We start from the raw sequence: 26,874 nt of genomic DNA, 5'->3' as shown, positions 1-26,874 counted from the left end.
CCGACCTGCCGCCCGGCCGCAGGTGAGCTGCGCCGCCGAGCTGGGCCGCCGAGCTGGGCCGCATCCGAATGTCTTGTGCCCCATGCGAAACGGGCCCGCCTCCGGTGTGGAGGTGGGCCCGTTCTCGTCGGTGTGGTGTGCGCTGGCTCAGGTGACGGAACGACGCCCCGAGAAACGCGACCAGATGAACACCACGATGATCGCTCCGATGATCGACCCGATCAGACCGGACAGCTGGAAGAAGCCTTCGTTGGCGTCCTTGTTGAAGATCAGCTTTCCGAGGAAGCCGCCAACGAGGCTGCCGATGATGCCGAGCAGGATCGTCATCGGGATCGACATGTCCTGCTTGCCCGGAACAACGAGCCGCGCGACCGCGCCGGCGATGAGGCCGATGATGATCGCGAAGACGGCTGTGCCCAACCAACCCATGGTTACCTCCGTGAGTGATGTAGTACTTCTCCTGCACCGATCGCTCGGGCAGGGGGTCGACGTGGTTTGCGACCCGATTGCGGGTACCCGACGAGCATGATCATCAAACCACCAATCGGGTGAAACTGCGTGGAAGCTCCCGGCGTGCGGATGCGAGCAATTCCGGTAGAGCGCACGCTGGATCAGGTCGGTCAACCCCAGCTGACGGACCCGATGACGAGCGACGGAGTGCGGCGAAGATGAGTGTGGTGCTGGTCGGGAGCAACCCCGGACTGGTGCTGTTCGCGCCTGGTGACGACAAGGCGGCGGCGCCGGTGGCTGCCGCCAGCCTGTGGACCGTCGACTGGTCGGTGTGGGGTTTCGGCACCGTGCTGATCGCGGTGCACGACGGGCAGTGGCGGATCGTCGGGCAGGACGAGCACCTCGGCCGCATCCTGTGGGACCGCTTCACCAGGCATTTTCCCGAGCTCGCCCCCTTCGCTGCCGTTGCCGACGTGCGCCAAGTGACCGCGCCGGTGCAGCTGCGGGCCGATCTGGGCAGTGGTCTGCAGGCCTCCGGTGGCGGCATCGAGATGCGGCTGTCCGAGGTGAAGCAGCGGCGCCAGTACATCAACCTGGCGTTCGAGCTGGGTGACATCACGTTGGCGGTGTCGAACGTGTACGCGCCGTGCCAGTCGGGCGAGTTGGAGATCGACGGCCGGCGGGTGCCTGGTGAGGTGCACTGCGGGGAGAGCGGCGGGCAGTGGTCGTCGTCCGGCTATCTGGCGATGGCGGAGGTCTGGCGGGACCCGACCGACCGGCTGCAGCTGGGCGACTCGGTGCGGAGCAGCATCTTCGCCGGCGCGGACCCGAGGCATCTGCGCGCGCTCGGGTCGCGGTAGTCGAGAGCCGGTCAGCCGGCCTTCTTGGTGCGCCGCGCGGCCGGCTCCTTCTTCTTGGTGGTCGACTCCTTGTCGCCGGACGACTTGCTGCTGCTCGACCTGGTGCCGGACGTCTTGCTGGATGCGCGGGTCGACCGCGACGATGCCGCCGCCGGCTTCTTGTCGTCTTTGCCGTCGTTCTCTTTGCCGTCGTTCTCTCTGCCGTCGTTCTCTTTGACGTCGTCGTCGTTGCTCCCATTGTCTTTGCCGCCGCCGGATGCCTCTTTGCGGCGCGCGACGGAGCGCTTGAGTGCGGCCAGCAGGTCGACCACCTCGGCGTCCTCGCCCTCGTCGTCGGACTCCTTGGCGGGGAATGCCTCGCCGCCTTCGAGTTTGGCGTCGATCAGCTGTTGCAGCTCTTCCCGGTAGGTGTCTGTGTAGTTCTCCGGGTGGAAGTCGTCGGCGTAGGAATCGACCAGCATGGCCGCCATCTTCTTCTCGGCCGGTGCCACCTTGGCGTCGTTGTCGAGCGCGGGAAACTCGGCCTGGCGCACCTCGTCCGGCCAGAGCAGGGTCTGCAGCACCAGCACCCCGTCGCGGACGCGCAGCGCGGCCAGCCTGGTCTTCTGCCGCAACGCGAAGCTGACGATCGCCATCCGGTCGGTGTCTTGCAGGGTCTGCAGCAGCAGCTGGTACGGCTTGGCGGATTTGCTCGCCGGCTCCAGGTAGTAGGCCTTCTCGAACATCAACGGATCGATCTGGTCGGCCGGGACGAAGCTCTGCACGGTGATCTCGCGGTCTTCCTCCACCGGGAGGCTGGCGAAGTCGTCCGCCGACAGCACCACCGTCTGCCCGTCCTCGGAGTCGTAAGCCTTTTCGATGTCGCTGAACGGCACCACCTCGCCGTCGAGCTCACAGACCCGCTGGTACCGGATACGGCCGCCGTCCTTGGCATGCACCTGATGGAATTTGACGTCGCGGTCTTCGGTGGCGCTGTACAGCCGCACCGGCACGTTGACCAGCCCGAAGGCGACGGAGCCTTTCCAGATGGATCGCATGTCACCATGATGAACCTTCTGGCCGACAGCCGACAGTGCTGCCGCCACACTGGTGTCATTCGGGACGGGTTCGAGGCGAGGGAGGTGCGGTGGCGCGGGCAGGGCGCGGCGGTGCTGGCGAATCGGTGCGCACCGAGGTGGACGGGCACCGGCTGTCGCTGACCAACCTCGACAAGGTGCTGTACCCGGCTGTCGGGACCACCAAAGGCGACGTGGTGCACTACTACGCCACCGCCGCTCCGGCGCTGCTGCCGGTGCTGGCCGACCGGGCGGTCACCCGTAAGCGCTGGCCGGACGGCGTCGGCGCCGACGGTTCGGTTGAGCCGTTCTTCACCAAGAACCTGGAAGCCGGGGCGCCGGCCTGGATCCCGCGTCAGGTGGTCGCGCACATCGACCGGCCGGTGGACTACCCGCTCGCCGATTCGACGGCGGTGCTGGTGTGGTTCGCGCAGATGGCCGCGCTGGAACTGCATGTGCCGCAATGGGTGTTCCAACCCGGTTCGCCCGGACGCCGCCGGGTCGGCGACCCGACCAGGATGGTGTTCGATCTCGACCCTGGGCCCGGGGTCGAGTTGGCTCAGTGCGCGCAGGTGGCGTTGTGGGTGCGCGAGCTGTTGGCCGATGCCGGGTCCGACGCGGTGCCGGTGACGTCCGGCTCGAAGGGCGTGCACCTGTACGTCCCGCTCGATGCCGCCGGGACGGGCGCCCGCACCTCCGACCAGGTGACGGCCGTCGCCAAGGCGGTGGCCGAGACGTTGGAGCAGGCGCATCCGAAGCTGATCACCAGCAAGATGGCCAAGTCCGTCCGGCCGGGGCGGGTGTTCATCGACTGGTCGCAGAACAGCGCGGCGAAGACGACCATCGCCCCCTACTCCTTGCGTGGGCGGGAACGGCCGCTGGTCGCGGCGCCGCGGACCTGGGAGGAGATCGCCGACCCGGCGCTGCAGCAGCTGGACCTGCACCAGGTGCTGCAGCGGCTGGACGACGGCATCGATCCCTGGGCGGACATGTTCGGACAGCTTGATACGGACGATTCGGGGCCGGAGCCGGATTCCGGCGGTGATGCTGGCGGCCGACTCTGGCAACGCTCCGCGAGACGGAGCATTGCCGAAGATGCGCCCGCCGAACCGTCCGCCGCTGCCCCGGCCGGCGCCAGGTCCGATGCCGGTGATTCGAGCAACGCCGCAGGTCAGGACGCCTCGGGTGGTGCCGCGACCATGCAGGACGAGTGGGTTGCCAAGCAGGACAAGATGCACGGCTCGCACCGATGGGGCGTGGATCCGCTTGAGGGTCCGCGGGGTCGGGTGGTGCGCCGCGACTTCCGTCGGTCTGCGGTTTCGGGTCGGGCTGCCGCGGTGGCCAAGGACGGTGGCGACGGCGGCTCGGACCTGAGCCGGTGGGCGCCGATGCTGGCAACCGCGGGTGATGCCGCGCTGATCCGCGACCAGGCCCAGTGGCAGATCGAGGGCAAGTGGGACGGGATCCGCGCGCTCGCCGTGGTCGATGCCGCACAGGAACCAGCCGCACAGGAACCAGACGCGCAGGAACCGGCCGTGCGGCTGGTCGGTCGCTCCGGACGTGAGCTCACCGCCGGCTACCCGGAGCTGGCCGAGCTCGCCGATGTGCTGGCCGGTCACCGGGCCGTGCTGGACGGTGAGATCGTCGTCCTGGAAGGGACGGACGGCGGGACAGGAACCGGTGCCCCCGGTGTCGAACGGACCAGCTTTCCGCTGCTGCAGCAGCGGATGAATCTGGTGTCGCCGGCACAGATCGCCCGGATGGCGGAGCAGCTCCCGGTCCGCTACTTCGCCTTCGATCTGCTGGAGATCGACGGGATCCCGCTCGTCAACAAGCCGTTGGCCGACCGGCGGCAGTTGCTGACGGCGTTGGAACTGGAGTCCGCTCACGTGCACACTCCGCCGGCGTTCACCGGCGACCTGGCCGACGCCATGCGGGCCTCGCGGGAGCGGCGCTGGGAGGGGGTGGTGGTGAAGCGGCTGGATTCGACCTACCGGCCCGGCACGCGGTCCGGCAACTGGCTCAAGCTGAAGAACCAGCAGGACCAGGAGGTGGTGCTGATCGGGTTCAAGCCCGGAGAGGGCCGCCGTGAGGGTGTGCTCGGCTCGATCGCGCTGGCTGTTAACGAGGACGGCAAGCTGCGCTACGCGGGCCGCGTCGGTACGGGCTTCAGTGATCGGGTGCTGGTCGACCTGACCGAGCGACTGCTTCCGCTCCAGACCGACAGTTGCCCGGTCGAAGACGTCCCGCGGGCCGAGGCCCGCGGCATGATCTGGGTACGTCCCGAACTGGTCGGCGAGGTCACCTTCGGCGAGTGGACACCCGACCATCACCTGCGCGCCGCCAGCTGGCGCGGGCTGCGTCGCGACAAGAATCCCTCCGACGTGGTGCGGGACAGCTGACGAGCCGACCCCTGCTGCTGACACTGCCGCTGACCCCTGCTGGCGATCGGCCCTTGTCGTGTGCTCTCCTGCGGCAGCCTCTGGCAATGCTCCGCGAGACGGAGCACCGCCAGAGCCTGCTCCACAACACCCCCTCGCTCGCTCCGGACCGCTCGAAATGATCTTGATCGGGTGCACTGTCGGAGGCATGTGCCATGGTTCAAGCAGCTCTGGAACACCTATCGAACGGATGATCGGCAGGGGCTCATCCGGCAAACCGAAGGGAGCAGTGTCATGGGGGGACGCGAGCGGCGGGGAACTCGGATCAACTCTCGTCCGTCGGCCGGCGGCGCAGGCCGGCCGTCCGGTGGCGCAGGAAGCGTGCAGCTGCGCAAGCCGGCTCTGCACCAGCGCAGCCTGTCCGAGCGGACGCCGGCAGCCAATCGGACGGCCAAGTGGGCCGGGCTCATCCGCCGCGTCCGCCGAACGCTCGACCTGAGCCAACGCGACCTGGCCGAGGCAATCGGGGTGAGTCCAGCGACCATCGGCCGGGCCGAGACCACCGGAGCCATCTCGATCACGGTGCTCGCCGCGATTCTTGAGCTCGGCGGGATCCGGTTGGTGGCCCTTGATCAGGACGACGAGCCGGTCACCCCGATGCGTGAAACGGCGGCCCGTAACCACGCCGGCGCGCGCTATCCGGCTCACCTGGACGCGTGGATCCCCACCCTGCGCGATGCGCCGATCGGCGGGTGGCGGCACGATCGACCGGTACCGCGGCTCACCTTCCACCACCGGCACTGGCGTGACGAACGGCGGCAACGTATCGGGGCGGTCGGATCGGATCACTCCAGCGAGCTGGAGCTGCGGCTGCGCCGTCCCGACCGACGGCGCGCCCGAATGTTCGAGCGGCTGCACCCGTCGCCGCACCGGGAATGGGTTTATGAAGAGTGCCAATGCGGGCCCGAGTGTGAAACCACCTGTCACCCCAGCTGTCCGTGCCAGTGCGAACCGCCCGGCTGTAACGAGGGGTGGAGCTTTGCCGGAGGCTGACCGAAGGGGCCATCGTCCTGGGTAGGCTGACCGGCGGATCCACCCGCCGCCCGAAAGGCCACCCTGTCATGACCACCGAGCCGGCCCTCGACGAGCCGGTCCGCGTCGACGCGGCGGCGGATCCCAGGCGCGCGGTGAGAAGGCTGAGCATTGCCGGGCTGGTCGGCATCGCGATCTCCTGCGCGCTAGAGATCGTCATGCACATCACCCCAGGCGGCCGCCGGCTGGATCCGTTGCGCACCACCATCAGCGAGTACGCGCTGGTCCCCGGCGCCTGGATGTTCGCGGCCGGGGTGCTGGTGCTGGCAGCGGCATCGGTGCTCATCGGCGCAGCGCTGCACCACAGCGGCACCATTAGGTTCCGCGGTGGCTGGGCGGTCTGGTACTCGCTGTGGTGCGTCGGCCTGGTCGGTCTCACCGTGATCACCAAGACGATGATCGGACCCGACCCAACCGTCCAGGGCCGCATCCATTGGTCGTTCACGCTGCTGGCGTTCGTATCGCTGCCCATCGCGCTGCTGCTGGTGGTCCGTCGGCACGTGCGCCGGCAGCTGGATTTCGGCAATGCTCCGCGAGACGGAGCATTGCCAGAGCCGCCCGCACCACACCGCGCCGTTCGGATCATCGCCATGCTCACCTGGATCTCGTTCGGCTGGTTCGCGGTGTTGGCCGCGCAGACGGTGCTCAGTCTGCTCGGCAAGGACGGCCTACTGCCGTGGGTGGGGATCATCGAGCGCGGAGTGGCGACCACCGAGATCGTTGCGGTCGGGGTGCTTGCCTGGTGGGTGCTCGATCGCACCGCGGAAGGGCGGCCCGCCGGGCAGCCGGATACCGTGCTGTCATGACTTCAACGCAGGACCTGGCAGCGCGGCTGGCTCCGGAGCTGATCGCGCTGCGCCGCAAGATCCACGCGAACCCCGAGCTGGCGTTGGACAACCCCGTCACCCAGCAGACCATTCTGGATGAGCTCGCCGGGCTCGACCTGGAGATCACCAAGGGTCGCAAGCTCAGTTCGGTGGTGGCGGTGCTGCGTGGTACCGCGCCGGGAGCCAGCGGCACCGACCGTCCGGTGGTGTTGCTTCGCGGCGACATGGACGGGTTGCCGGTGGTCGAGCAGACCGGCCTCGACTACGCCTCCGAGAACGGGCTGATGCACGCCTGCGGTCACGACCTGCATGTCGCCGGCCTTGTTGGTGCGGCCAAGATCCTGCACGAGCTGCGCGATCAGCTGCCCGGCGACGTGGTTTTCATGTTCCAGCCGGGTGAGGAAGGCCCGGGCGGGGCCGATCCGATGGTGCGCGAGGGCCTGCTGGAAGCGGCCGGACGCCGGGTGGACGCCGCCTATGCGCTGCACGTCACCAGCGCGGGGGAGGCCAAGGACATGTGGTTCGGTCGGCCCGGGCCGTTGATGGCCGCCGCCGACGAGTTCTTCGTGACCGTGCGCGGCCGCGGGGGCCACGGCAGCCAGCCGCACAACTCCCTCGACCCGGTGCCGGTGGCCTGTGAGATCGTGCTGGCGGTGCAGACCATGGTGACCCGCAAGTTCAACGTCTTCGACCCGGTGGTGGTGACCTGCGGGATGATCGCCGCCGGCAGCAAGGACAACATCATCCCGGACGACGCCCGGCTGGAGATGACGGTCCGCACCTTCTCACCGGACACCAACGCCAAGATCAAGGACGAGCTGACGTCGGTCGCCAACCATGTTGCCGCGGCGCACGGCATGAAGGCCGAGATCGACTACCGGCGTGGTTACCCGGTCACCGTCAACGACCCGGACGAGTACAGGTTCCTCACCGACGTGGTGACCGATCTGTTCGGCGCCGATCACTACACCGAGATGCCGTTCCCGGAGGCCGGCTCCGAAGACTTCTCGTTCGTCGCCAACGAGGTGCCGTCGGCGTTCATCTTCTTGTCCGCCTGCACCAGCGACGACCCGAAAACCGCGCCGGACAACCACTCTCCGCGCGCCGCGTTCGACGACTCCGTTGTCCCGGACGGGGCAGCACTGCTCGCCGAGACCGCGCTGCGCCGCCTGCAGAAGGCCACCGCGGAGCGCTAGCGGAGCGCGACAGGCCCGCGGAGCGCTAGCGGAGCGCGAACCACCGACCACCGGGTGTCACAAACCCGGCACGGTGAGCGTTGATCAGCCATGACGCACACCGGCTTCGCCGAATTCGCAGGCGCCGAGCTGCCGCAGTTGCTGCGGTTCGCTTCCGCGCTCACCGGCAGTCCCGATACCGGCGGCGATCTGGTGCAGGACGTCATGGTCAAGGTGCACACCCGCTGGCGCCGGATCGCGCCGATGCAGCACCGTACCGCATACCTGCGTCGAATGATCACGAATGAATGGATCTCGCAGCACCGCAGGTGGCATACCAGGCAGGTGCGGCCGACCGATCAGGACGAGCTGGTCCAGCTGGCCGGCGACCACAGCGACGACCCGGCGCTGGTGATCACCGACCGCGCCGAACTCCGGCACCGCCTCGCGACTTTGCCGCCGCGACAGCGGGCCGCCGTTGTACTGCGGTTCTACGTCGACCTCGATTACCACGACATCGCCACCGATCTCGGGTGCAGCCAGGTCAACGCCAGGGCGTTGGTCAGCCGCGGGCTGGCTGCGCTGCGTCGGGACGCCGCCGAACCGCGCACAGCCGAACCGCGCGCCGCCGAACCGCGCGGCACGGCCCCCCACCCCACCGGCCCCCTTTTTACCGAATCGCAAGGAGTTCTCCCATGAGCACCACAGCCCTGCACGACGAGCTCACCGCCCAGGCCGCCAACGCTCGCGATGCCGGCGCCGCCATGGCGGCCATCGAGGCCGCCATCGGCGCCAGGCAACGCAGGCGCCGGCTCGCTTACACCGCGGGCGCGGGGGTCGCGGCGGCCGCGATCATCCTGACCCCAGCGCTGCTGGTCAACACCCCGGGTGAGCCGACGCAGCCCGCCGCGGCGCAACCACGGGCCACGTCCGGATTGGTCGCCGCAGCCACCCCGGCCAGTGCGCCGTTCGCGTTGCCGCAGTTGCCGAACGGCTGGGCCTTCGCCCGCAGCGACAACGGCGCGGTCGAGTACGGCCCAGGGGGCATGGTGGTCAGCGAGACGTCCACCGAGGGTCCCGGACCGGACATCAAGATGTCGTACCCCTCCATGATCGTGGTGCTGCTCGCCGAGCCGAAGTCGGCGCCAGGCGCCATGGACCGCACCGTGAACGGGCGACAATTGTTGCTGCGCAACGACAACACCAACCCGGCAGGTGGCAGGACGGTGATCGTCGACGTGGGTCGCGGTCTCCGCGCGATGGTGCAGTTCCCCGCCAGTACCGCTGACCTTCCCGATCAGCAGCTGCTTCAGATCGCATCGAAGGTGCAGATCCGTGACTACGCCGCGCAGGGGGTCGGCTGACGCGACTCATCGACCGGCGCCGAGCACCAGCCACGCGTCCCGTCGGTAGCGCAGGCCCAACGTCACCGCGCGGGCGGTCAAATACACTGCGGTGTAAGCGATCCAGAGCCAGAGCAGCCCGACCGGCCCGGCCGGCGCCCAGGCCGCGACGGCCCAGGCGAATGGCAGGTACACCAGGACCGCGAGGCAGCCGGCCCACGCCAGGTACTTCCCGTCGCCGGCGCCGATCAGCACCCCGTCCAGCAGGAACACATAACCGGCCAGCGGCTGCGCCACCGCGACCACCAGCAGTCCCAGCGTGATGGCGTGCCGCACACCGGAATCCGGCGTGAAGACAGCGCCGACCCAGGGCGCGGCGAGCAACACCAGCAGCCCGATCACCGCGCCGGCCCCCAGCGACCAGCACACCATGGCGCGCGTCACGCCCCGTACCTCGGCGGCGTCACCCGCCCCTAAAGTCTTGCCGGTCAACGCTTGTGCCGCGATCGCGAGTGCGTCCAGCGCCAGCGCGAGGAAGTTCCACACGGTGTTCACCACCTGATGCCCGGCCAGCCCGACCTGGCCGAGCCGTGCCGCGGCCATGGTGGTGGCCAGAATGCCCACCCGCAGCGCCAGGGTGCGGATCAACAGTGGGACGGCGGCGGCCCCGGCCCCGCGAATGCCGCGTCGGTCCGGTCGCAGGCTGGCTCGGTGGTGACGAGCGTGCCGCACCACCACCGCGACCAACGCCGCCGCCATCAGGGTCTGCGCGATCACCGTGCCGATCGCCGAACCGGCGACGCCCCAGCCGAAACCGTTGACCAGCAACAGGTTCAACCCGATGTTGGAGATCGCCCCGGCCACCGCGACCCACAGCGGGGTGCGGGTGTCCTGCAGGCCGCGCAGCACCCCGGTGCAGGCCAGCACCACCAGCATGCCGGGCAGGCCTGGCAGCGACCACAGCAGATAGCTGGTGCCGTACCGGGCAGCATCGCCGCTGGCGCCCAGCGCCCGGATCGCGGCCGGCCCGGCCAGCATCCCGACGACGACCAGCGCAAGGCCGATCCCCAACGCCAGGTAGATGCCGTCCATGCCGAGGCTGAGCGCGCGCCGCAGGTTCCCGGCGCCGAGCAACCGTGCCACCTGCGCGGTGGTGCCGTAGGCCAGGAACACCGACAGGCCAACGGCGGTGGTGAGAATGGTGGCGGCGACCCCGACGCCGGCCAGCTGCGCCACTCCGAGATGGCCGATGATCGCCGAATCCACCAGCAGGAAGATCGGCTCGGCAATCAGCGCGCCGAGCGCCGGCAGCGCGAGGGCGAGGATCTGTCGGTTCAGGCTGGGCGCAACCACGTCCCGCATGCTCTCAGACCGGCACCGGCCGCCGACGCGGCGACCACCGGCAGGACCGGACCACCGGCAGGACCGAACCACCGGCAGGACCGGACCACCGGCAGGACCGGACCACCGGCCGCACCGTCAGCGGCTGGCCACGGTGATCCGCACCGCGCTGGACGCCGACGGCAGGTAACCGGCGCTGCCGGCGAAGGTGGCCCGGTAGCTGGCCGCGGTCTTGGCCCCGTAGATGCGGAAGGCGTAGTTGCCGATGGCGTTGGTGGTGCCCGTTGCGCCCAGCATCCACTGCCCGCCGACCAGCTGATACAGCTTCACCTGTTGCCGGGGGACGCGGGCGGTGCCGGATCGCAGCCCGACGTTCACGGTGCCGGCCTGCCCGGGGCGCAGGGTGGAGTCGTTCACCGCGATCGCTACCGAGGTGCCCCGTTTGGCCGGCGCGGCCGGCTTGTCTGCCACCGCCGTCAGGTGGTAGTAGCCGATCAGCCGAGACGTGTAGTACGAGCTGAACGTGCTGGTATGCACCACGGTGCCGGGGGTGCTGTTGTGGATCAGCGTCGGCACCCCGGCCGCATTGCGTCCGGCGTAGATGCCGACGTGGGTTGCCGGACCGCGTCCGCCGCTGCCGAAGAACGCCAGGTCGCCCGGCTGCGGGCTGCTGGTCTTGGTGAAACGGCCTGAGGTGCGGACGCTTTCGGCGCTGCCGGCGCCGATGTCGTAGCGGAAGCCCTGGTAGTAGGCCCACCGGGTGAAGCCGGAGCAGTCGGTGTTCGCCGGGCTGCTGTTGGGGGTGGGGCCGTGGCCGCCGCCGTACCGATAGGCGGCGTTCATGGTGGTGGCCCGCTTGGCCGCGGCCAGCGTGGCGTCCAGCTTGGGATGGGCCGACGCCGCGGCCGCGACGGTGACGCCGGGCCCGGCGGTGGGCACCAGGGCGGGGGAAAGGGTCGCGGTGGTGGGCACCACGAGCAGGGTGAGAACGGCGGACAGCAGGCGTCGTCGCATCAAGGGGGCTGCTTTCGGCTGTTGGAGAGCCAGCCCCCGACAGCTGGCGTACCACGATGCCGAGCACCGTGGTGACGTGCAGGGACCGGCGCACGCTACCGCATCACCGGCCCCCGCCGCCAACCGTCACCCGGTTGTGTGCTAGAGATGCAGCTTCTTCTTGAGCTCGTCGAACCGCTTGTCCCTGTCCTCCTTGCGCTCCTGCTTCTTCTGCTTGCGCATCTCCTCGCGAGCGGCCTTCGCGGCGGCCTCGGCGGCGGCCTGCTGGGCCTCCAGCTCGTCGATCACCTCGTCCAGCGGCTGGCGGATCAGGGTGCCGCCGGCCTGCGCGACGAACGCGTCGAGCGGCTCGGTGCTGGCCTCTTCGGTCTCGGCGATGATCGCGTTGTGGCCCGGCTTGATCAGCTCGCTGAACGCGGCGATGGCGTCGTCGCCCTTGTCCATCCGGCTGGCGTCCACCAGCGCGCCGGTGGTGGCGCCGACGCCCCAACCCAGCAGCATGCCAAGGGGACCGCCGAGCACCCCGACCAGCATCCCGATGATGGAACCGGAGGCCAGACCCGCGCCCCACTTGCTGTCGGTCTGCTCCGGAATGCTGAAGCGCCCGTCTTCGGCCCGGTCGACGATTGCCGCGGCAGTGATGCCAACCCCGCCGGCGTTCTGCAGCTCTGAGAACGCCTGAAAAGTCTTGGCGTTGTCGTCGAAAGTTATTGCCACCGCGTACTTTTCGGCCATCCAAACCACTCCTTGCGTTGCGGGCGGCTGAGGCCTGATCGGCCCCAGACGGAACCGGTGGCCACCGGCTGTCCGTGTATCGAGCCTAGGCGCGATGGCCGGTTTGCGATATCCGAAAGTGAAGTAGTTTCGTGTCCGGACAACGACCCTTTCGCCCGGTAACAAATCGAGACCCGGTAACACATCGAGAATTGCTGCATCGACCACCTGGTCGGCGGTACCGCGCCGATGATTGTTCGCGCTCAGCTGCGGCCGGCGGTTCGACCGGCAACTCGTCCGGACAACAAACAACCGCCAAGGAATGTCCCTTCCAGAGCCCGATAACCGTGCATGCCGCCACCGCCGAAGCCGGCGGCCTCACCCGCGGCCAGCAGCCCGTCCAGCACGCTGCCGTCGCTGCGGCGAACCGCTCCGGTCAGGTCGGTCTCCAAGCCCCCCAACGTTTTCCGAGTGAGGACGTGCAGCCGCACCGCGATCAGCGGGCCCTTGCGCGGGTCCAACAGCTCGCCGTCGTCGGCGATCCGCATCATCCGATCACCGCGGAATCGGCGGGCGGCGGCGACCGCGGCGATCTGCGGGTCCTTGCCGAGGCCGCTGCGCACCTGCAGGTCGCGGGCTACGATGACGCGCTCCAACTCGCCGGCATCGATCAGTTGGCCGCCGCCCAGCTCGTTCATCTTGCCGGCCAGCTCGGCAACGGTGTCCGCGGTGACGAAGTCGACGCCACCGTCGACGAAGGCCTGCACTGCTGCGGTGGGACCTTTCCCGAGACGTGATTTTGCAAGCTGCACAACGGATTTGCCGGTGAGGTCAGGGTTTTGTTCCGATCCGGACAGGGCGAACTCCGGGCCGATGATCGCCGAGTTCAACACGAACCAACTGTGCGCGTGACCGCTCGCCGTCACCTCGCGCAAGGCGCCGAGCGCGTCGAACCCGGGGAACAGCGGGCTGGGCAGCCGCCGGCCGGTGGCGTCCAGCCACAGTGACGACGGCCCGGCGAGAATGCGGATGCCGTGGTTGCTCCACACCGGGCTGTGGTTGACGACGCCCTCGGGGTAGTGCCACATCCGGTCCGAGTTGATCAGCCGGCCGCCGGCCCGCTGCGCGACGCCGAGCATCAACCCGTCGGTGGAATCCGGTACTCCGGAAATCATCTCGGCAGGGGGATCGCCGTAGCCGACCGGCCAGTTCGCCCGCACCAGATCGTGGTTGGCACCGATCCCACCGGAGCTGACGACGGTGACACCGGCGGCGATCACGAACTCACCGGCCACCTCCCGGCTGGACCGCTCACCCCTGGCGGCCGCCGACTCGGCGAGGATCTCGCCCCGCGCGCCGGTCACCGCCGCTGCGTCGCCGGTATCGGTCAGCAGCTCGGTGACCCGGTGCCGGAACCGCAGCTGCAGCCGGCCGTCCCGCAGGTGCTGCTGCGCGCGCCGGACGAACGGCGCCAACAGGCCGGGTCCGGTGCCCCAGACCACGTGGAAGCGCGGGACCGAGTTGCCGTGTGCGGTCTCCAGCAGGCTGTCGCCGGCGGCCTGGTAGCCGCCGCGCTCGGCCCACTGCACCACCGGGAACACCTTGACGCCCAGTTCCCGCAGCCAGCCGCGCAGCTCACCCGAGGCGAAGTCGACGAAGCCATGGGCCCACTGCCGCGGCCAGTAGTCCTCGTCGCGGTCGAAACCGGCAGAGCCCAGCCAATCGGCCAGTGCCAGCTCGGCGCTGTCGTGCACGCCCATCCGCCGCTGCTCCGGGGAGTCGACCATGAACAGCCCGCCGAACGACCACCAGGCCTGCCCGCCGAGGCTGGCGCCGGGTTCCTGGTCGACGACGATCACCCGCTTGCCGGCGTCGGCGGCCTCCACCGCGGCGACCAGTCCGGCCAGGCCGGCCCCGATCACCAGCACGTCGGTGCTGTCGGAGCTGCCGAACGTCTCGGGCGTCTCGGGCATCTGGCCTCCTCGGGATGAGGTTCCAGTGTGCAGCACGCGCACCTGGCCGGCAGCGATGCAGGCCCCCGGTCGGTCGAAGCTCCCGCTGCATCGCCGGGCGTTATGCGGCAGGCTTGGCCATGCGGTACTTCATCGATGCCGGCCGTCTGAGCGCTGGCATCGCCAGCGGAAGGAGCTGTGATGGCGGAGCAGAACCGAACCGGCAGCGATGCCGAGCAGAACGCCGACGCGGTCACCAAGGTGGCCGAACTGATCAAGGGTCAGCGGATCTGCATGATCACCACCAACAGCGCCGACGGGCTGGTGTCCCGGCCGATGACGTGTCTGGACACCGAGTTCGACGGCACCTTGTGGTACCTCGGTCTTGCGGATTCACCGCTGGCCAACGAGCTGGCCGCGAACCCGTCGGTGAATGTGGCGTTCACCGAGCGTTCGTCGTGGGTGTCGTTGCGCGGCAACGGATCTGCCACTCACGACCCGGAGCGGGCCAACCAGCTCTGGAGTGATTTCGCCAAAGACTATTTCCAGTGCGAGCCGGACGACCCGAAGGTCGCGGTGATCAGGGTGGACGCCGAGGGTGCCGAGTACTGGGACTCGCCCGGACCGGTCGGCATGCTGCTCGACATCGCCAAGGCCAGGGTGACGGGCAAGCGCCCCAACCTCGGCGTGAGCGGTTCCGCCGATCTCTGACCAGTACCGGCGCCGGCGCGTCGGCGACTCGGATCCGGTGCCGCGCGGATGACGCGCTCGGTGATGTGGTTCCGGCGCGACCTGCGCACCGTCGACCAACCGGCGCTGGCCGCCGCGGCCCGCACCGGGCAGGTAGTGCCGCTGTTCGTGCTCGACCCAGCGTTGTTGGGGTCGGCGGGGACGGTGCGCCGGGACCGGTTGCTGGCGTCGCTGCGCGCCCTGGACGCTGCCTGTTCAGGGGCGCTGGTGGTGCGCACCGGCGACCCGGTCGCCGTGGTACCGGCACTCGCCGCGGAGCTGGGTGCGGCAGCGGTGCACGTCACCGGCGAGCCGAGTCCGTACGGCCGCCGGCGGGATGCCAAGGTGCGAGAAGCGTTGCACGCCAAGCACATCGACTGGGCGGTCACCGGAACGCCGTACGCCGTCGGGCCGGGCAGGGTGACCAAGGCGGATGGCACGCCCTACCGGGTGTTCACGCCGTTCAGCCGGGCCTGGCGCGATCACGGTTGGCATTCACCCGCCCGTGACGTGCGGGTGCGCTGGGCGCGCGGCGTCGACACCGAACCGCTGCCGGGCGACGGACCGACGGCGGCTTCACCCGGTTCGCCGGACGAGCGGGTCGGGTACCCGGCCGGGCAGGCCGCCGCCAGGCAGCGCTGGCAGCAGTTCCGCGACGACGCGCTGGCCGGTTACGACACCGGGCGGGACCGGCCGGATCTGGACGGCACCAGCAGGATGTCGGTGTACCTCAAGTTCGGCGAAGTGCATCCGCGCACGTTGCTGGCCGACCTGGTCCGGCCAGGGCGCAGCATGAGCGCGGCGGAGCAGCGCTACGTCACCGAGCTGTGCTGGCGCGAGTTCTATGCCGACGTGCTGTGGCATCAGCCGGGCTCGGCCTGGGCCGATCTGCATCCGATCGCAATGGATTACGCGGAGCCGGATTATGCGGAGCCCGATGCGGACTTCGACCGCTGGCAGGCCGGCCGCACCGGCTTCCCGATGGTGGACGCCGGCATGCGCCAGCTGGCCGCGCAGGGGTGGATGCACAACCGGTTGCGGATGATCACCGCGAGCTTTCTGGTCAAGCACCTGCACGTGTGGTGGCCGCACGGGGCCAGGCACTTTCTGAACCTGTTGGCGGACGGCGACATCGCCTCGAACAACCACGGCTGGCAGTGGGTCGCCGGCACCGGAACCGACGCCGCCCCGTACTTCCGCATCTTCAACCCGGTCACCCAGGGCAAGCGCTTCGACCCGAGCGGCGACTACGTTCGCCGCTGGATCCCCGAGTTGGCACACCTTGCCGGCGCCGCCGCCCACGAACCATGGAAACACCCGGACGGCTACTCGGGCGGCTATCCCGAGCGCATGCTCGACCTCGCCGAGCAACGCCAAGAAGCACTGCGCCGCTATCAGAACCGCTAGTGCGTGCGGCGTGGGGTGCGACCCACGTTGCGGTTGCCGCCGAGATTGGGTCGGTCTGCTTCCTGTCGACTACCGTCGCAGCGTGCCCACCGCTCCGACAGCCGTAACCTGACAATGTGGACTCCGCGGACGTCCTGGTGATCGGGGCAGGGCAGGCCGGGTTCGGCTGCCCACCACCTGGACCGCACGGGCACCGACCATCTGATTCTCGACGCCGAAACCGCCCCTGGCGGAGCTTGGCTGCACCGCTGGAAATCGCTCACCATGGCCCACCGTCAACGGCATCAGGGAGCTGCCCGGCTCGCAGCCGCCCGAGGTGGGCAGCGACGTCCCGGCGAACATCGCGGTGCCCGACTACTTTGCCGACTACGAAAAGCGTTTGGCCACAAGGGTTCGCCGCCCGGTGCAGATCGTGCAGGTGCGCGGCGACGGCACCGGGCTGCTCGCCACCGACACGGCCGGCCGACAGTACCGGGCCAGGGTGCTGATCAACGCCACCGGTACCTGGAACCGGCCGTTCTGGCCGTTCTACCCCGGCCGCGCCAGCTTCGCCGGCCAGCAGCTGCACGCCCACGACTACACCGGGCCGGACGCGTTCGCCGGAAAGCGGACCGTGGTGATCGGCGGCGGCATCTCCGCCGTGCAACTCGCCATGGAGATCGCACCGGTGGTGGCGTCGCTGCGCTGGGTCACCCGGCGCCCGCCGGTGTGGGTGGAGCGCGAGTTCACCGCGGAGCTGGGCCGGGCCGCGGTGGCGATGGTGGACGAGCGGGTGCGGCGCGGGCTCACCCCGAACTCGGTGGTCTCGGTGACCGGTCTGCCGCTCACTCCCGCGCTGCGCGCGGCCCGCGACGCCGGTATCCTGGAGCGGCACCCGATGTTCAGCAGTATCGAACCGGGTGGGGTGCGGGACGCAGACGGCACCTTCCGCCAGGCCGACATGCTGTTCTGGTGCACCGGTTTTAGAGCCTCGCTCGGGCACCTGGGGCCGCTGCGGCTGCGCGGGCACGGCGGCGGCATCGCGATGGACGGCACCCGCACCGTCGTCGACCCGCGGGTGCACCTGATCGGCTACGGCCCGTCCGCGTCCACCGTCGGCGCCAACCGGGCCGGCCGCGCCGCGGTCCGCGATATCAGGGCACTGCTGGGACTTTCCGCGAAGCGGCCGCGGGGACGCCACAGCGTGGTCAGCTAGAGCGGTCGGCTAGCCGGCCCAGTCCGGGTCGGCAGCATTGCGCTTGGCCGGGTCGACATCCGCCGCGCTGGCGCCCTCGTCCAACGCCAGCGCGAGTGCCCGGTCGATGCCGACAGTGCCCTCCGGCAGCAGGGTGTCAACGCCGCGGCCGTCGTCATGCACCACGGTGTCGTGGATGAGGCTGCCCACCAACGGTTTTGCCAGGTCAGGCGGGAGCGGTGTGATCAGCCCGATCCATTGCGACGCCAGCCACGGCGTCAACAGCGGAACCGTGATCATCAGCGGCCGGCGCCGGCCGTCCGCCTGTGCGAAGCGGTCGATGAGCTGCCGGTAGCTGAGCACCTCGGACCCGGCGATGTCGAAAACTCCGCTGACGTCGGCGGGCAGCCGCGCGGCGCTCCGCAGCGCCGTCAGCACGTCGGTGATGGCGATCGGCTGCACGCGGTTGTTGAGCCAGCGCGGCGCGACCATCACCGGCAGTCTGCGGGTCAGGTGCCGGAGCATCTCGAACGACGCCGACCCGGCACCAATAATGATGGACGCTTGCAGCACCGCGGTGGGCACGCTGGAGCCGAGGAAGATCTCGCCGACCTGAACCCTTGAGGCCAGATGAGGACTCAGCTCGCGGGTGTCGGGGTGCAGCCCGGAAAGGTAGACGATGCGCCGCACCGCCGCGGCCTTCGCGGCGTCGGCAAAGGTGTGGGCGAGGGCGGCGTCCTGCTCCTGGAAGTTGTCGGCCTTGCCCATCGAGTGCAGCAGGTAGTAGAGCGTATCGACCTCGGTGCAGGCGCGCCGCACCGCCTCGGCGTCGGACGCATCACCCTCGACGACCGACAGCAACTGGTTCTGCTCGGCCGCGCGCGCCCAGGCCTGCTCCCGCAGTTTCGCCGCCGATCTGGTGAGCACCGTGAGCCGGACCCCGTCGGCGAGCAGCAGCGGGCAGAGCCGGGAACCGATGTACCCGGTCGCCCCGGTGACCAGGGCGCGGCGCGGTGTCGATGTCGCGGAGCTCGCCGGTGCGGAGGACGTCACGTGGCCATCTTGACACGCCGAGCGGGCATTGTCGCTTGCCGATAGTGTCGGCACACCACTGACGCAGCAGGAGAACCCGAAATGGTACATGTCAGCAGAACTTTCACCGTCGAATGTCCAGCCGAACGGGCCCGCAGCTACCTTGCCGATTTCTCGAATGCACCTGAGTGGGATCCGGGGACGGTGAGTTGCGAACGCGTCGGCGACCGCGGGGCGCCGGTCGCCGTCGGCGCACGCTGGCGCAACGTCAGCAAGTTGTTGGTGATCACCACCGAATTGGACTACGAGCTGGTCGAGGACACCGCCGAGCGCATCAGGCTGGTCGGTCGCAACAAGACGGCGACGTCCACCGACACCGTTTCCATCAGGGCGCTCTCGGCTGCCAGCACCGAGCTGACCTACGACTCGCGGGTCCAGTTCAACGGCTGGGCCAAGGTGTCCGACCCGTTGATGACGCTGCTGTTCCACTACCTGGCCGGCAAGACGGTGAGCGGGATCACCGCGGCACTGCAGCGACCCACGGCGTCGTGAGGCTGCTGCTGACTGCAGGTATGGGAGCCGGCGGCCGCCTCGGGGCCCGGTGAAGAGTCGTCGCGGAGTGATGATCAGTGGGGTGCTGAACAGCTCGGCGAAGCGCTCAGGGGTGCCGAACAGTGCTCCGAACCGTTCGGTGTACTTGGCCAGGTAACCCGGATTCGCGCTTGGCGGTGGTATCTCGCCGGCGCCGGCCGCGCTGGCGTCACCTTCGATGCGGACGTTGCTGCGCCCGATGTCGGTGACGTCCAGCCCGAAGGCCACCCGCGGGTTGGGGGCCAGATTGCGCAGCTTCTTCTTGCCTGGCTGGCTGTAGATCAGCACCGTCTCGTCGTCGGATCCGCCGATCGGGGAGTCGCGCCACAGGAACCACACCGGCACGCTGGTCAGCTGTCCGCTCGGGTCAACGGTGGTGAAACAGGCCATCAGGTTCGATCGCAGGCGGGCCTCTGTCAGCTTCACCGTTCGAATGCTACGGACGCACACCGACACCGTCCCCGCCACAGGGCGAGACCCCGCACACACCAACGCCGCCGACGAAAGACTCGTCGGCGGCGTTGGTGGTGTTGGGTGAGATCAGACCGGGGTGACGGCGGTGGCCTGCGGCCCCTTGTTCCCCTGGGTCACGGTGTACTCGACCCGCTGGTTCTCGTCCAGCGAGCGGTACCCGGAGGACTGGATCTCCGAGTAGTGCACGAAAACATCAGGCCCGTTGTCGTCCGGGGTGATGAAGCCGTAGCCCTTCTCGGCGTTGAACCACTTGACGGTTCCCTGTGCCATGCAACTTCTCCAAATACTTGGTGAGGCGGGCCGTACCGGATGTACATGCCCGGGTCCGCCAACCTCGAACGACCTCAGGGAACCGAGAACCGCTGGACATCGACGTTCCCGGGAAGGCGCCCCGGGAATGACCGCGCAAAGTGTCGCATGGATCACGCATGGATCGCTACCCGGGTCGGTCAGTTGTTGATGAAAGTGTCGATCGAACTGCTTCAGCCCAGCATCCGGCGCAGGAAACGCTGGGTGCGCGGGTCCTGCGGCGCGGCGAGCACCTGCTCGGGCGGCCCGGACTCGGCGACCTGCCCGTCCGCCAGGAACAGCACCCGGTCGGCGACGTCCCTGGCGAAGCTCATCTCGTGGGTGGCCACCAGCATCGTCATGCCCTCGGTCTTCAGCTCGGTGAGCAACGCCAGCACCTCGCCGACCAGTTCGGGGTCGAGCGCGGAGGTCACCTCGTCGAACAGCATCAGTCGTGGCTTGTTCACCAACGCGCGGGCGATCGCCACCCGCTGCTGCTGTCCGCCGGAGAGTTGGTCGGGACGGGCCTTGGCCTTGTTCGCCAGCCCGACGCGTTCCAGCATGGCCATGGCGTCGGCCCTGGCGGTGGCCTTGCCGACGCCGCGGACCTTGCGCGGGGCAAGCATGATGTTGTCCAGCACGCTCATGTGCGGGAACAGGTTGTACGACTGGAACACCATGCCGACGTCAGAGCGCACCCGATCGGCGTTGACCCGCGGGTCGGTGATGTCGGTGCCGTCAAGGGTGATGACGCCGTCGTCCACCACCTCGAGCAGGTTGATGCAGCGCAGCAGCGTCGACTTGCCGGAGCCGGACGCGCCGATCAGCACGATGCACTCGTGTTCGGCGGCGGTCAGCGAGATGTCGCGCAGCGGAACGTGATCGCCGTACGACTTGCGCAGGTTGCTGACCGTCAGCAGCGGGCCGGTGCCGCCGCCACCGCCTTTCGTGCTGCCGGCACCGTGGGCACCCGCGGCAGTGTGATCGCTGCCGGCACCGTGGGCACCGGCGGTTCCGTCCGGGCCGGACGACGATGGCTGCTGCCCCGCAAGGGGTTTCGTCAGGTCTGTTGGGTCGGTGGGCTGGCCCGCCGCGCTCATGGGCTCGCCTGCCGCACTCATACCGTCCCCCCGACGCCGTGGAAGCCCTGCCGCCGGGCGATCCAGTCGGTCACCCTGGTCAGCGGGATGGTGAGGATGACGAACAGCAGGCCGGCGTACACATAGGGCGTGTAGTTGTAGCTCTGCGAGGTGGCGATCTGCGCGTTCAGCACCGCGTCGTACACCACGCCGAGCACCGAGATCAGGCCGGTGTCCTTGAGCAGCGAGACGAAGTCGTTCAGCAGCGCCGGCAGCACCCGGCGCACGCCCTGGGGCACCACCACGTACCGCATGGTCTGGCCGTGGGTCAGCCCGAGTGAGCGGGACGCCGCCCGTTGTGACGGGTGGATCGACTCGATGCCGGCCCGCAGCACCTCCGAGACGTAGGCGCCGTACGAGAGCACCAGGCCGACGGCGCCCCAGAACAACGCGGAGTTCGGCAGCCAGCTGATCTGCAGGGCCGGCATGCCGAAGCCGAACATCAGCAGCACCAGAATCTGCGGCAGCCCGCGGAACAGGTCGGTGTAGCCGATCGCCAAGGCGCGCAACGGGAACCACACCGGACCGCGGAGTGAGCGGGCCAGCGCCGCCGCCAGCGCAACGATCAGAATGGCGATCTCCGCGATCACGGCGATGCGCACGTTCAGCCACAGCCCCTTGAGCACCTCGAGGGCGATGACGGTGCCGTCCCGCTGCCGCTCGAACACGTACCCGACGTCGAAGAACGTCTCGCGGAACCGGTCCCAGCCGGAGCTGTTGACCACCAACACCGCGATCACCCCGACCACCACGACGGACGACACGGCGGCGATCAGCGTTGAGCGTCGGGCCCGGCCCAGGCGGTACGCGTCGCGCTGCTGCTGCAGCGGCGACGGACTCCAGCCGTCGTTGGTCGAGGTGCTCACGCGATCACTTGGTCAGGACCGGTGCGGTGTCCTTGCCGGAGAGCCACTCGGCGTTGAACTTCTCCAGCGAACCGTTGGCGCGCAAGGCATCGACGGCCTTGGTCGCGCACGCCGTGATCGGCGAGTTCTTGGCCAGCAGCAACCCGAACTGTTCCTTCTCGCTGGTGGTGCCGGGCAGCTGGCCGACGATGGCGCCGTTGTCCAGCTGGGCGCTGGTCATGTAGAAGGCGGTGGGCAGGTCGACGACGAGGCCGTCGATCTGCTTGTTCTTGAGTGCCTGCGCCGCGGCGGCGTTGTCCTTGAACACCGAGGGTTTGCTGTTCGGGGCGATCACGTCGTTGAGCGCGGTCAGGCTGGTGGTGCCGATCATCGCGCCCAGCTTGGCGTCCTTGAGCTGACCGACGGAGGTGGCGCCGTCGATCGGGCTGCCCTTGGTGGTGATGACGGTCTGCGTCACGTCGTAGTAGCCGGACGACATGTCGACCCGCTTCAGCCGGTCCTGGCTGATCGAGAACTGATTGATGTCGAAGTCCCAGCCCTGCTGCCTTGCCACCGCCTCGTCGAAGCCGACCCGCTTCCAGGCGACCTTGTCCTTCGGGTAGCCGAGCTGTTCGGCGACGGCGTAGGCCACCGCCGATTCGTAGCCCTTGCCGTTGGTCGGGTCGTTGTCGACCATCCACGGCTCGTACACCGGCTCCGAGGTGGCGATGGTCAGCGTGCCCGGTGTGGTGGTCTGCAGCTTGTCCGGGGTGCAGTCGCCGCCAAGGGCAGCGCCGCCGGAACCCGCCGCACCCGAACCAGCAGCACCGGAACCAGCAGCACCGGAACTGGAACCGGCATCCGATCCCGCCGGTGCGCCGGTGGTCTGCCCGGTGGCCGCGGAGGTGTCGGACCCGCCGCCACTCCCGGCACTGTCGGAGCTACCGCACCCGGCGAGCGCCGTCAGCCCGGCGGCGGCCAGCACCGCCAGCGTCCGCGCGGACCGCAGCGAGCGCCGACCCGTCGTACGGGTGAGCGTGGCCGGCACCGAACGATCGGCGGGAGGGACCGAAGACATGCGCACTCCTGGAATCACTGGGCGCCGGTGGCGCCGATGGTGGGCAGTGGGCCCGCCGCGCCCCGATGGGGCCAGCCCACGCGATACCCATCGAGCATACGGAGCGGGTGCCGCCGGACGGAATTCGCTCGGGCCGCGCCCGCGGCATCGCGATCAGCACCGGCGGGTCCACCGTCAGCACCGGTGTCCGGGCCGGCGCCGCCACCGGTGTTCACCAGCTGGACGGTGAGCACCGGGACCGAGCCCGGTCAGGTGGCCATCAATCACGGCTACGACGACGTGCAGCTCACCGGTTTACCCTGATTACTGTGAGCCAGAATCCGGAGCAGCAGGCCGACCAGATCATCGCGTTGTTCGACGCCGACGTGGTGGACAACGAGGGCGCCAGGGTCGGCCCGGTCGACCAGGTCTTTCTGGACGAGAGCGACGCCCCGTCCTGGATCACCGTCGACATCAGGCTGCTCGGCAAAGATCTGAAGTTCGTGCCGCTGGCCGGGTCCACCCTCGCCGACGGTGTCGTGCAGGTGGCGTACTCCAAGCAGCAGATCCACGATGCGCCCGAGCTGGAGACCCCGGACGAGGCGAAGAGCACCGAAGCCAGCGCGGCGAACAACCTGTTCGACTACTACGGGGTCGCGGCAACATCGTTGCGCCCCAGCGGTTCCGCCTGAGCCGGCGGTACCAGCTGGACCGCAGCTTCCGCCGGTTCGCCTGACCCAGCGGGTCCGGTGCGGATCAGCGGTGCCTGCTGGTCGCCGCGCCGGTCAGCGCTTTTCCTGGATGGGCATCACGACCTCGCGGACGATCAGCTGCACCGCCGCCGCCACCGGCACCGCCAGCAGCGCGCCGGTGACGCCGAGCAGCGCACCGCCCACCAGGATCGCCACGATCACCGCGCCGGTGGAGATGTGCACGGTACGGCGCATCACCCGCGGGTACAGCCAGTACGCCTCGAAGAGGTGCTGGCACAGGTACACCACGCCGGAGATGATGCCGAGGGTGATCGAGTGGGTGAAGCCGAGCAGCGTCATCGACACCCCGACCACGATCGGCCCGACCACCGGCACGTAGTCCAGCAGCGCGGCGCCCAACGCGATCGCCCACGGATACGGCAATCCGACGATGGTGGCGTAGACGCCGGCGAAGATGCCGGCCTGCACCGCGATGATGGTGGCGCCGGCCAGATACCCGCCCATCTGCTTGAGGATCTTGTCGCCGAGGTCGGTCACCCGCAGCCGCTGCGACGCGGGCGCCAGCCGGAACGCCGCCGCCTTGATCCGCGGGAAACCCGCAAGGAAGTACAGCGTCAGGATCAGCACGACCACCAGGTCGAACAGCACCCCGGCCGCGGTGAACAACCCGGCAGCGGCGTTGCTGGTGAGGCTGTCCAGCAGTGCCGAGTTCTGGATCTTCTCGATCAGCCCGAACTGCTTGTCCAGATCGCTGATGGTGGAGTTGGAGCGCAGGTTGTTCAGTATGTTCGGAATATTCTGAATGAATGCGGTCAGCTGGGTGACGATCGGCGGGATGATCGCGTAGATCGCCAGACCGATCACCGCCAGCAGCGCGAGGAAGACGATCGCCACCGCGCCGCCCCGCGGCATCTTGCGTCGTTCGAAGAAGCGCACCGCCGGGTCGAGGCCGATGGCCAGAATCGTTGCCACCGCAATCACAATCAGCGTCGAGCGGATGCTGTCCAGCGACAGGTAGGCGATGTAGGCCAGCAGCAGTCCGACCCCGCCGAAAAAGCCGGCCTTGAAGGGGGAGAACACCCGCTCCTGCTGGTATTCCTCGGCCGCGGCCGCCGCCTTGGTGGCCGCGGCCGCCGACTCTTCCGCCGCCCGCATGGTGCGCTCGGCCGCCGTCACCTTGGTGACGAGCTGGGTGAGGCTGTCCCGCAGGCTGCGCCGGCTGTCCTGCTCCGTCGCGTCAGTGTCGGTGTCGGTGTCGGCAGTGGCAGCGGTCGCTGCGTCAGTGGTGGTGGCGGTAGTGGCAGTAGTTGCAGCGGCGGTGGCTGGGTGCGCCCCGGCGGCGGTGCCGATCGGGGCAGCGGCACCGGCCTCCGCAGCGACCCCGGCGTCCGCAGCGACGCCGGCGCCGCTGCTGCCGCCGGCGCCGCGGGTGGGGCTGTCGGCCGGTTGCTGCCCCGACCCGGACGTCGGCCGGTGCGCGAAGCTGAGCCGGCCATCGACCATGCGGCCGCGGCTGTCGTCCATCGCGGCCTGCTCGCGCTCCCGCGGAGAGCGGTGCCGGGGTGGACTGTCCGGGGCGTCACCGCCGATCGGATCGGGTGCCGGTCCGGGGCCGGGCATCGGCGCCGACCCGGCGCTGCCCACCGGGCGCGGCAGCGGGCGGTCCACCGCGGTGGGGCTGTCCGGGCTGCTGGGTGCCGGTCCAGGGGTCGGCCAGTCGAGCGCGGGCTGGGGCCGGCCGGGGGTCAGCGGCCGGGGACGCCGCCGCGACTCGTCCTGGGTGCCGGAACCGTCCTGGGCGCCGGAACCGTCCGGGGTACCGGAGTCGTCGCCGGTCCAGTCGTTGGTCACGGCAACGATCGTGGCACACCACGGATCGACAACGCGGTGGGTAAAACGCCCAACCGGGTTGGCGTTCCGGCGATCGGTCGGGCGCTACTCCCTGATGGTCCGTGATGGCCGAGTAACGGGCGGGGACGAACACGACAACGGCGACGCCGGGGACGCAGTGCCCGTCCCCGGCGTCGCCGGATGGTGTCGACCGCCCGCTGAGGTTCAGTCTCAGACTCAGCGGTCGGTGCCGTTCTGCCTGCCCTGCAAGCGATCGGGCACGCCGTCGCCGTCCCGGTCGATCTCCACTTCTTCGCGGCTGACGTCGGTGGTGACGTCCCGGTTCTCGGTGACGGTGTTGCGCTGGATGCCGATCCGCTCGGCATCGACCACCTGCTTGTCGGCCACTGGCTCCTCGGCGCGCAGGGTCACCTCGACCTCGTCGTCGCCGAGGGTGCCGCCGGACTGGCCGCCGCTGATCGGCTCGCGGACCACCTGAACCTCTTCGCGCTCCACCGGCACGGTGACGGTCTGCTGTTCGGTGACGACGTGCTTGCGTATCCGCAGCCGGCCGGCTTCGACCTGCTGCTTGCCCACCTGCAGTTGCTCCTCGCGCCGGACGATGGAGTCGGGCACGTCGCCGCCCGCGGTGGTGCCTGCCTGAGTTCCGGCAACTCCGGTCCCGGCTGTCCCACCGCCGACAGCGCCGGTGTCGGCAGCGGTGCGCGAGCTGGTGTCGTCGTACCCACTGGTGCCGGTGTCGGCACCGCGGTTCACCTCGCGATCGGTGCCGTAGCCGGCGGTGTCGTTGCCGGTGGTGTCGTTGCCGGTGGTGTCGTTGCCGGTGGTGTCGTTCGCGTCCTGGCCGCGGGTGCCGGCAGTGCCGCCGAGGTTGTAGTACTGGTACAGGTTTTGCTGGTCGTTGTCGTCGAGGTGGCTCTCACCGTCGATGTTCGGCGCGTCCTTGATGAAGTCCTTGGTGTAGGGCACCGTGATGGTGCTCTCCGAGATCGAAGCGTCCTGCAGCGGCACGAAGGTCTCGTTGTTGCCGAACAGTCCGGTCTTCACCGTCACCCACGACGGCTGGCCCGACTGATCGTCCAGGTACACCTGGCCGACGCCGCCGACCTTGTCGCCTTCGGAGTCAACGACTTCCGAGTCGTAGAGGCTCTGGATCTGATCCGATGAAATCGTCATGTTTCCTCCTGTTGTCCGCAATGGCTGCACACAATCGGCGTTGGCGTCGGTCACCGCGTCGGCACGGCCCTCGGGTAGTTCGCTGGGTAGTTCGCTGCCGCTCGGGTCCGCTGACGTGGCTGACGGGACAGCGCCGACACTGATGACCCGGCAACGGTTCTCGGCTGCTCACGAGCGTCGACGCAACGTGATTG

At 69.2% G+C, this 26,874-nt stretch carries 24 protein-coding genes and 2 pseudogenes; 12 read left to right on the top strand and 14 right to left on the bottom strand.

Features of this window, described 5'->3' with window-relative positions; all coding sequences use genetic code 11:
* Positions 1-147: 147 nt before the first annotated feature.
* Positions 148-429 (bottom strand): GlsB/YeaQ/YmgE family stress response membrane protein, encoded by a 282-nt coding sequence (locus tag HKD39_RS11620; RefSeq protein ID WP_171200051.1) that lies wholly within the window; start codon positions 427-429, stop codon positions 148-150.
* Positions 430-668: 239 nt separating this feature from the next.
* Between HKD39_RS11620 and HKD39_RS11615 the strand changes: the two genes are divergently transcribed.
* Positions 669-1,310, top strand: a complete 642-nt coding sequence (locus tag HKD39_RS11615; protein WP_171200050.1) for a hypothetical protein — start codon at positions 669-671, stop codon at positions 1,308-1,310.
* Between the two features lie 11 nt (positions 1,311-1,321).
* Here the strand turns inward: HKD39_RS11615 and ku are convergent, their stop codons facing one another.
* Positions 1,322-2,347: a non-homologous end joining protein Ku gene (gene ku, locus HKD39_RS11610; protein ID WP_171200049.1), complete on the bottom strand. Its 1,026-nt coding sequence runs from the start codon at positions 2,345-2,347 to the stop codon at positions 1,322-1,324.
* 89 nt (positions 2,348-2,436) lie between these two features.
* Here ku and ligD point away from each other — a divergent pair, with 89 nt between their 5' ends.
* The 6 genes from ligD (at position 2,437) to HKD39_RS11580 (ending at position 9,204) form a co-directional block, all read left to right on the top strand.
* Positions 2,437-4,767: a non-homologous end-joining DNA ligase gene (gene ligD, locus HKD39_RS11605; protein WP_171200048.1), complete on the top strand. Its 2,331-nt coding sequence runs from the start codon at positions 2,437-2,439 to the stop codon at positions 4,765-4,767.
* A 273-nt stretch (positions 4,768-5,040) separates the two neighbouring features.
* Positions 5,041-5,799, top strand: a complete 759-nt coding sequence (locus tag HKD39_RS20070; RefSeq protein ID WP_281361895.1) for a helix-turn-helix domain-containing protein — start codon at positions 5,041-5,043, stop codon at positions 5,797-5,799.
* Between the two features lie 68 nt (positions 5,800-5,867).
* Positions 5,868-6,644, top strand: coding sequence for a DUF998 domain-containing protein (locus tag HKD39_RS11595; RefSeq protein WP_171200046.1), 777 nt, complete (start codon positions 5,868-5,870; stop codon positions 6,642-6,644).
* Positions 6,641-7,861, top strand: a complete 1,221-nt coding sequence (locus HKD39_RS11590; RefSeq protein ID WP_171200045.1) for a M20 metallopeptidase family protein — start codon at positions 6,641-6,643, stop codon at positions 7,859-7,861. The genes HKD39_RS11595 and HKD39_RS11590 overlap by 4 nt, the downstream gene beginning before the upstream one ends.
* Before the next feature lie 90 nt (positions 7,862-7,951).
* Positions 7,952-8,539 (top strand): RNA polymerase sigma factor, encoded by a 588-nt coding sequence (locus HKD39_RS11585; protein ID WP_171200044.1) that lies wholly within the window; start codon positions 7,952-7,954, stop codon positions 8,537-8,539.
* Positions 8,536-9,204 (top strand): hypothetical protein, encoded by a 669-nt coding sequence (locus tag HKD39_RS11580; protein WP_171200043.1) that lies wholly within the window; start codon positions 8,536-8,538, stop codon positions 9,202-9,204. The genes HKD39_RS11585 and HKD39_RS11580 overlap by 4 nt, the downstream gene beginning before the upstream one ends.
* A 6-nt stretch (positions 9,205-9,210) precedes the next feature.
* Here HKD39_RS11580 and HKD39_RS11575 read toward each other — a convergent pair whose 3' ends face one another.
* From HKD39_RS11575 to HKD39_RS11560, 4 genes are all read right to left on the bottom strand, one after another.
* Positions 9,211-10,545, bottom strand: a complete 1,335-nt coding sequence (locus tag HKD39_RS11575; protein WP_171200042.1) for an MATE family efflux transporter — start codon at positions 10,543-10,545, stop codon at positions 9,211-9,213.
* Between the two features lie 117 nt (positions 10,546-10,662).
* The gene (locus tag HKD39_RS11570) at positions 10,663-11,538 is read right to left on the bottom strand and encodes a C40 family peptidase (protein ID WP_171200041.1); all 876 of its coding nucleotides are present in this window, start codon (positions 11,536-11,538) and stop codon (positions 10,663-10,665) included.
* A 141-nt stretch (positions 11,539-11,679) separates the two neighbouring features.
* Positions 11,680-12,273: a DUF1269 domain-containing protein gene (locus HKD39_RS11565; protein WP_171200040.1), complete on the bottom strand. Its 594-nt coding sequence runs from the start codon at positions 12,271-12,273 to the stop codon at positions 11,680-11,682.
* Positions 12,274-12,515: 242 nt separating this feature from the next.
* Positions 12,516-14,225, bottom strand: coding sequence for an FAD-binding dehydrogenase (locus HKD39_RS11560; RefSeq protein ID WP_171200039.1), 1,710 nt, complete (start codon positions 14,223-14,225; stop codon positions 12,516-12,518).
* A 180-nt stretch (positions 14,226-14,405) separates the two neighbouring features.
* On the opposite strand from HKD39_RS11560, the gene HKD39_RS11555 reads away from it, so the two are divergent.
* The 3 genes and pseudogenes from HKD39_RS11555 (at position 14,406) to HKD39_RS11545 (ending at position 17,535) form a co-directional block, all read left to right on the top strand.
* A complete protein-coding gene (locus HKD39_RS11555; protein WP_171200038.1) occupies positions 14,406-14,915 on the top strand; it encodes a pyridoxamine 5'-phosphate oxidase family protein in 510 nt (169 codons plus the stop codon).
* A 48-nt stretch (positions 14,916-14,963) separates the two neighbouring features.
* The gene (locus HKD39_RS11550; protein ID WP_171200037.1) at positions 14,964-16,340 is read left to right on the top strand and encodes a cryptochrome/photolyase family protein; all 1,377 of its coding nucleotides are present in this window, start codon (positions 14,964-14,966) and stop codon (positions 16,338-16,340) included.
* A 116-nt stretch (positions 16,341-16,456) separates the two neighbouring features.
* Positions 16,457-17,535: pseudogene (locus tag HKD39_RS11545) on the top strand (FAD-dependent oxidoreductase).
* A 9-nt stretch (positions 17,536-17,544) separates the two neighbouring features.
* On the opposite strand, the gene HKD39_RS19620 reads toward HKD39_RS11545, so the two are convergent.
* A complete protein-coding gene (locus HKD39_RS19620; RefSeq protein ID WP_343074690.1) occupies positions 17,545-18,567 on the bottom strand; it encodes an SDR family NAD(P)-dependent oxidoreductase in 1,023 nt (340 codons plus the stop codon).
* An 81-nt stretch (positions 18,568-18,648) separates the two neighbouring features.
* On the opposite strand from HKD39_RS19620, the gene HKD39_RS19615 reads away from it, so the two are divergent.
* Positions 18,649-19,098, top strand: coding sequence for an SRPBCC family protein (locus HKD39_RS19615; RefSeq protein ID WP_171200176.1), 450 nt, complete (start codon positions 18,649-18,651; stop codon positions 19,096-19,098).
* A gap of 246 nt (positions 19,099-19,344) precedes the next feature.
* Here the strand turns inward: HKD39_RS19615 and HKD39_RS20780 are convergent.
* The 5 genes and pseudogenes from HKD39_RS20780 to HKD39_RS11510 form a co-directional block, all read right to left on the bottom strand.
* A pseudogene (locus HKD39_RS20780) lies at positions 19,345-19,527 on the bottom strand (pyridoxamine 5'-phosphate oxidase family protein); the annotation flags it as partial.
* Between the two features lie 150 nt (positions 19,528-19,677).
* Positions 19,678-19,881, bottom strand: coding sequence for a cold-shock protein (locus HKD39_RS11525; RefSeq protein WP_171200036.1), 204 nt, complete (start codon positions 19,879-19,881; stop codon positions 19,678-19,680).
* A 212-nt stretch (positions 19,882-20,093) separates the two neighbouring features.
* Positions 20,094-20,999 (bottom strand): ATP-binding cassette domain-containing protein, encoded by a 906-nt coding sequence (locus HKD39_RS11520; RefSeq protein ID WP_171200035.1) that lies wholly within the window; start codon positions 20,997-20,999, stop codon positions 20,094-20,096.
* 17 nt (positions 21,000-21,016) lie between these two features.
* Positions 21,017-21,904, bottom strand: a complete 888-nt coding sequence (locus HKD39_RS11515) for an ABC transporter permease subunit (protein ID WP_171200034.1) — start codon at positions 21,902-21,904, stop codon at positions 21,017-21,019.
* A gap of 4 nt (positions 21,905-21,908) precedes the next feature.
* Positions 21,909-22,961 (bottom strand): ABC transporter substrate-binding protein, encoded by a 1,053-nt coding sequence (locus tag HKD39_RS11510; protein ID WP_171200033.1) that lies wholly within the window; start codon positions 22,959-22,961, stop codon positions 21,909-21,911.
* 308 nt (positions 22,962-23,269) lie between these two features.
* Between HKD39_RS11510 and HKD39_RS11505 the strand changes: the two genes are divergently transcribed.
* A complete protein-coding gene (locus HKD39_RS11505; protein ID WP_171200032.1) occupies positions 23,270-23,632 on the top strand; it encodes a PRC-barrel domain containing protein in 363 nt (120 codons plus the stop codon).
* A 93-nt stretch (positions 23,633-23,725) separates the two neighbouring features.
* Here the strand turns inward: HKD39_RS11505 and HKD39_RS20530 are convergent, their stop codons facing one another.
* Both HKD39_RS20530 and HKD39_RS11495 read right to left on the bottom strand, forming a co-directional pair.
* On the bottom strand, positions 23,726-25,504 hold the full coding sequence (locus HKD39_RS20530; protein WP_171200031.1) for an AI-2E family transporter: 1,779 nt from the start codon (positions 25,502-25,504) through the stop codon (positions 23,726-23,728).
* 216 nt (positions 25,505-25,720) lie between these two features.
* Positions 25,721-26,680, bottom strand: a complete 960-nt coding sequence (locus tag HKD39_RS11495; protein WP_171200030.1) for a DUF2382 domain-containing protein — start codon at positions 26,678-26,680, stop codon at positions 25,721-25,723.
* Positions 26,681-26,874 lie beyond the last annotated feature (194 nt).

The sequence above is a fragment of the Nakamurella aerolata genome, assembly GCF_013002705.1.
Taxonomy (GTDB): domain Bacteria; phylum Actinomycetota; class Actinomycetes; order Mycobacteriales; family Nakamurellaceae; genus Nakamurella; species Nakamurella aerolata.
Note: the sequence above shows the minus strand (reverse complement) of the source record. Positions and strands in the feature narration are given on the sequence as shown.

Excerpts from the sequence above, each read along its gene's own strand:
- HKD39_RS11520 (WP_171200035.1), bottom strand. The coding sequence starts at position 20,999 with ATGAGCGCGGCGGGCCAGCCCACCGACCCAACAGACCTGACGAAACCC.
- HKD39_RS11590 (WP_171200045.1), top strand. The coding sequence starts at position 6,641 with ATGACTTCAACGCAGGACCTGGCAGCGCGGCTGGCTCCGGAGCTGATC.
- HKD39_RS11555 (WP_171200038.1), top strand. The coding sequence starts at position 14,406 with ATGGCGGAGCAGAACCGAACCGGCAGCGATGCCGAGCAGAACGCCGAC.
- HKD39_RS11615 (WP_171200050.1), top strand. The coding sequence starts at position 669 with ATGAGTGTGGTGCTGGTCGGGAGCAACCCCGGACTGGTGCTGTTCGCG.
- HKD39_RS11560 (WP_171200039.1), bottom strand. The coding sequence starts at position 14,225 with ATGCCCGAGACGCCCGAGACGTTCGGCAGCTCCGACAGCACCGACGTG.
- HKD39_RS19615 (WP_171200176.1), top strand. The coding sequence starts at position 18,649 with ATGGTACATGTCAGCAGAACTTTCACCGTCGAATGTCCAGCCGAACGG.
- HKD39_RS11580 (WP_171200043.1), top strand. The coding sequence starts at position 8,536 with ATGAGCACCACAGCCCTGCACGACGAGCTCACCGCCCAGGCCGCCAAC.
- HKD39_RS11550 (WP_171200037.1), top strand. The coding sequence starts at position 14,964 with ATGACGCGCTCGGTGATGTGGTTCCGGCGCGACCTGCGCACCGTCGAC.
- HKD39_RS11595 (WP_171200046.1), top strand. The coding sequence starts at position 5,868 with ATGACCACCGAGCCGGCCCTCGACGAGCCGGTCCGCGTCGACGCGGCG.
- HKD39_RS20070 (WP_281361895.1), top strand. The coding sequence starts at position 5,041 with ATGGGGGGACGCGAGCGGCGGGGAACTCGGATCAACTCTCGTCCGTCG.
- HKD39_RS11570 (WP_171200041.1), bottom strand. The coding sequence starts at position 11,538 with ATGCGACGACGCCTGCTGTCCGCCGTTCTCACCCTGCTCGTGGTGCCC.
- HKD39_RS11565 (WP_171200040.1), bottom strand. The coding sequence starts at position 12,273 with ATGGCCGAAAAGTACGCGGTGGCAATAACTTTCGACGACAACGCCAAG.
- HKD39_RS11510 (WP_171200033.1), bottom strand. The coding sequence starts at position 22,961 with ATGTCTTCGGTCCCTCCCGCCGATCGTTCGGTGCCGGCCACGCTCACC.
- HKD39_RS11620 (WP_171200051.1), bottom strand. The coding sequence starts at position 429 with ATGGGTTGGTTGGGCACAGCCGTCTTCGCGATCATCATCGGCCTCATC.
- HKD39_RS11585 (WP_171200044.1), top strand. The coding sequence starts at position 7,952 with ATGACGCACACCGGCTTCGCCGAATTCGCAGGCGCCGAGCTGCCGCAG.
- HKD39_RS11575 (WP_171200042.1), bottom strand. The coding sequence starts at position 10,545 with ATGCGGGACGTGGTTGCGCCCAGCCTGAACCGACAGATCCTCGCCCTC.
- HKD39_RS11495 (WP_171200030.1), bottom strand. The coding sequence starts at position 26,680 with ATGACGATTTCATCGGATCAGATCCAGAGCCTCTACGACTCGGAAGTC.
- HKD39_RS11525 (WP_171200036.1), bottom strand. The coding sequence starts at position 19,881 with ATGGCACAGGGAACCGTCAAGTGGTTCAACGCCGAGAAGGGCTACGGC.
- ku (WP_171200049.1), bottom strand. The coding sequence starts at position 2,347 with ATGCGATCCATCTGGAAAGGCTCCGTCGCCTTCGGGCTGGTCAACGTG.